This is a genomic window from Halochromatium sp. (genome assembly GCF_046541315.1).
Taxonomy (GTDB): domain Bacteria; phylum Pseudomonadota; class Gammaproteobacteria; order Chromatiales; family Chromatiaceae; genus Lamprobacter.
The window spans coordinates 1-3,569 of sequence record NZ_JBKHDN010000243.1; the positions used below are offsets into that span (position 1 = coordinate 1).

Consider the following 3,569-nt stretch of genomic DNA (forward strand, 5'->3'; position numbering starts at 1 on the left):
CTTCTGGTTGATGATGGCGTCGATGGCGACCGCGGTCTTACCGGTCTGACGGTCGCCGATGATCAGCTCGCGCTGGCCACGGCCGACCGGCACCATGGCGTCGATGGCCTTGAGGCCGGTCTGCATCGGCTGGTCGACCGACTGGCGGGCGATGACGCCGGGCGCGATCTTCTCGATCGAGGATTGCGCGGCCGCCTCGACCGGGCCCTTGCCGTCGAGCGGCGTGCCGAGCGGATCGACCACGCGGCCGAGCAGCCCTTCGCCCACCGGCACCTCGAGCACGCGGCCGGTGCAGCGTGCCCAGTCGCCTTCGGAGAGGTGGGTGTAGTCGCCCAGGATCACGGCACCGACCGAGTCTCGCTCCAAGTTCAGCGCCAGCCCGAAGGTGTTGTTCGGAAACTCCAGCATCTCGTAGTACTGGGCGTCGGAGAGCCCGTAGATGCGGACGATACCGTCGGTCAAGCTGACGATCGTGCCCTCGGCTCGCGCCTCGGTCTTGATGTCGAACTGCTCGATCTTCTGTTTGATGAGATCACTGATCTCGGAGGGATTGAGTTGCATGGCGGTGTCCCGTTCAGAATTGCAATTCGTTAGCCAGCTGCCGCAGCCTGCCGCGCACCGAGGCGTCGATCACGACGTCATCGGCACGCACCTCGAGACCGCCGATCAAGGTGGGGTCGTCTTCGACCGTCAGCTCCACGTCGGCGCCGAAATGGCGCTTCAGCGTCGACTGAAGGCTCTCCTGCTCGGCGGCCGAGAGGGCATAGGCGCTGCGGATCTGGATGTGGCGCACGCCCTGGGCCGCCGTCTTGCGGGCCTCGAACAGACGCGCCAGATCAGGCAGGACGCCGAGACGTTCGTTCTCGGCGAGCAGACGCACCAGGTTCTGGACCTCGACGCTCAACCCCTCGCCGGCGACCCCAAAGATCAGGTCGAGCAGCGTGCTATCGCTGAGATTTGGATTTCCGATCTGCGACGCGACCCCGGGGTCGGCAACGATGGCGGCGAGCTTGCTCAGCGCCTCCGACCAAGCGTCCAGCGTGTTACCGGCCTGGGCCACCTCGAAGGCGGCCTCGGCATAGGGGCGCGCGATGGTTGTGCTGTCTCCGGCCATCGGCGTGTCCTAAAGCTGTTTCGCGAAGGAGTCGATCAACGCCTTGTGCGCGCTGGCATCGACCTCTTTTTCAAGGACCTTCTCGGCGGCGGCCACGGCGAGCGACGCCATGCGCTCGCGCAATTCCTCGCGCGCCCGATTGGTTTCCTGTTCGATCTCGGCATGCGCGGCCGTCTTGATGCGCTCGGCCTCGCCTTGGGCATCGCGCTTGGCCTCGTCCATGACCTCGTTGTAGCGCTTTTGCGCCTGCGCAACGATATCGGCCGCCTTGGCCTTGGCCGCCTTCAACTCTTCGAGCGCCTTCTGGCGTCCGATCTCTTGCTCTTGGTGGCCGCGCTCAGCGGCTGCCAGGCCTTCGGCGATCTTGGTCGCCCGTTCGTCCAGCGCCTTCATGATCGGCGGCCAGACGTATTTCATACAAAACGCCACGAAGACCGCGAAGGCGATCATCTGGGTGATGAGGGTCAGATTGATGTTCATCCTAGTGCCTCGTTGGGGGACGCGCGGTGAGCGGTGCTGTCCGGCCGGGACGAGACGAGATCAGAGGGCGAACATCGCGTACAGACCCATCGCGATGGCGATGACTGGCAGCGCGTCGGTCAGACCCATGACGATGAAGAACTGGGTGCGCAGCATCGGAATCAGCTCGGGCTGACGCGCGGCGCCTTCGAGGAAACGACCGCCGAGCACGCCGATGCCGACACCGGCGCCGATGGCGCCCAGACCCAGCATCAGACCGGCCGCGACGATGATAAGAGCTTCTGCGATTTCCATTTGAATTTCCCCCTCGGGAAGACGGTTGTGTGAAAAGGAAAAGATCAGTGATCGGTCTGATGCGCCATGTCGAGATAGACGATGGTCAGCACCATGAAGATGAACGCCTGCAGGGTGATGATCAGGATGTGGAAGATCGCCCAGGCCAACTGCAAGGCACCGCCCCCGAGGTTGAGCACCAGCGTGTGGCCATACATCAGCGCGATCAGGATGAAGATCATCTCGCCCGCGTACATGTTGCCGAACAGTCGCAGCGAGAGCGAGAGCGGCTTCGACAGCAGGCTGATGCCCTCGAGGATCAGATTGGCCGGCATGCCGAACTTACCGAACGGATGCAGTGTCAGCTCGCCGACGAAGCCGCCCACGCCCTTGATCTTGATGCTGTAGTAGAGCACCAGGAAGAACACCGCCAGCGCCATGCCAAAGGTGATGTTCGGATCGGTGGTCGGCACCACGCGCATGTAGACATGATGCGGATCGGCGCCAAAGAGCCCCATGAATTGGCCGAACGCCCAGGGAATGAGATCCACCGGCACCAGGTCCATCAGGTTCATCAAAAAGACCCAGGCGAAGATGGTCAGCGCGAGCGGAGCGACCATGTCGTTCTTGGCGCTGAACGAACCGCGCACGTTCTCGTTGACGAAATCGATGATCCACTCGATGAAATTCTGCGTCTTACCGGGCACGCCGGCGGTGACCCGATCCGCCACCTTGCGAAAGCCGATGAGAAAGAGCACGCCAAGGCCGATCGACCAGAGCAAGCTGTCGACGTGCAGGGCCCAAAAGCCCATGGCGGCGGCTTCCTCGGCATCGTGGGCGAACACCAGGCCTTGCTCCGGCAGCCAACCCAGGGTCAGGTTGGTCAAATGGTGTTGGATGTAGTCGCTGGCGGTGAGCTCTGCAGTGGCCATCGATGAGGTCTCTTCTTAGCTGTTCGAGCGTGCATCCGGGCGCTGGGCGACAATCGCTGGCAACACCTGAACCGCCAGATAGGCTGCGAACAGCGCCAGGGGATTCAGATCGTCCAGTGTCGCGAATGCCAGGCCGAAAACGGCTAGGGCTATTGCAATCTTCGCAAGCTCGGCACCGTAGATACGGGCGAGCAATTGACCGGGCTCGCGCGCCTGATAGCGCTGAAAGACGCGGTATGCGAAGTACCAATTCGCGAGAAGGCAGGCGGCGGCACCCAGCGCCGCCGCGACCATCGCATTTGTTCCAAACGGGATCGCTGCGGCAACGGCCGTTGCCGCGACTAGCGCTTGCCAGACGAGCAGCCGTTTGAGCTGCACGCGATCTGGAAGACTCGGATTGTCCGTTTTGGTTGAAATTCGGCCGCCCTCCTAAAGCTCACGGAGTATAAGTTCCGTTGAATATACTGGTCAACGTCGATAGATCGCCGGATCGCCGGATCCGGGCCGAAACCGCCCGCCCCAGCGCCCCCGCGCGGCCCGGCGCGCCAGAGAAAATCGCTTACGAATCAAACCCTCAGCGACAGCCTTGGGGCGCGCGCCCAGACCCGACTTGGATCTATCGATAGACATCATCGAGATTGCCTATACTCGGCGCAGTGAGCGGAGGCGGGCGAGGCCTGCTCGGCGTTCTCCAACGAGGCGCCGCTACTGGATATGCGCCAGGATGCCGTCCAGCTCATCGAGGCTGTTGTAATTGATCACCAACCGCC

5 protein-coding genes and 1 pseudogene are annotated in these 3,569 nt (G+C 62.8%); all 6 read right to left on the bottom strand.

Annotated elements, in window-relative coordinates:
* Positions 1-561, bottom strand: a pseudogene (locus tag ACLFQI_RS12470) (F0F1 ATP synthase subunit alpha); the annotation flags it as partial.
* A gap of 13 nt (positions 562-574) precedes the next feature.
* Positions 575-1,114: a F0F1 ATP synthase subunit delta gene (locus ACLFQI_RS12475; RefSeq protein ID WP_410759792.1), complete on the bottom strand. Its 540-nt coding sequence runs from the start codon at positions 1,112-1,114 to the stop codon at positions 575-577.
* A 9-nt stretch (positions 1,115-1,123) separates the two neighbouring features.
* Positions 1,124-1,594, bottom strand: a complete 471-nt coding sequence (locus ACLFQI_RS12480) for a F0F1 ATP synthase subunit B (RefSeq protein WP_410759793.1) — start codon at positions 1,592-1,594, stop codon at positions 1,124-1,126.
* A gap of 60 nt (positions 1,595-1,654) precedes the next feature.
* Entirely contained in the window at positions 1,655-1,888 is a 234-nt protein-coding gene (gene atpE / locus ACLFQI_RS12485) for a F0F1 ATP synthase subunit C (protein ID WP_200246175.1), read from the bottom strand.
* Positions 1,889-1,932: 44 nt separating this feature from the next.
* Positions 1,933-2,799, bottom strand: a complete 867-nt coding sequence (gene atpB, locus ACLFQI_RS12490; protein ID WP_410759795.1) for a F0F1 ATP synthase subunit A — start codon at positions 2,797-2,799, stop codon at positions 1,933-1,935.
* Positions 2,800-2,814: 15 nt separating this feature from the next.
* The gene (locus tag ACLFQI_RS12495) at positions 2,815-3,177 is read right to left on the bottom strand and encodes an ATP synthase subunit I (protein ID WP_410759796.1); all 363 of its coding nucleotides are present in this window, start codon (positions 3,175-3,177) and stop codon (positions 2,815-2,817) included.
* Positions 3,178-3,569: the final 392 nt, after the last annotated feature.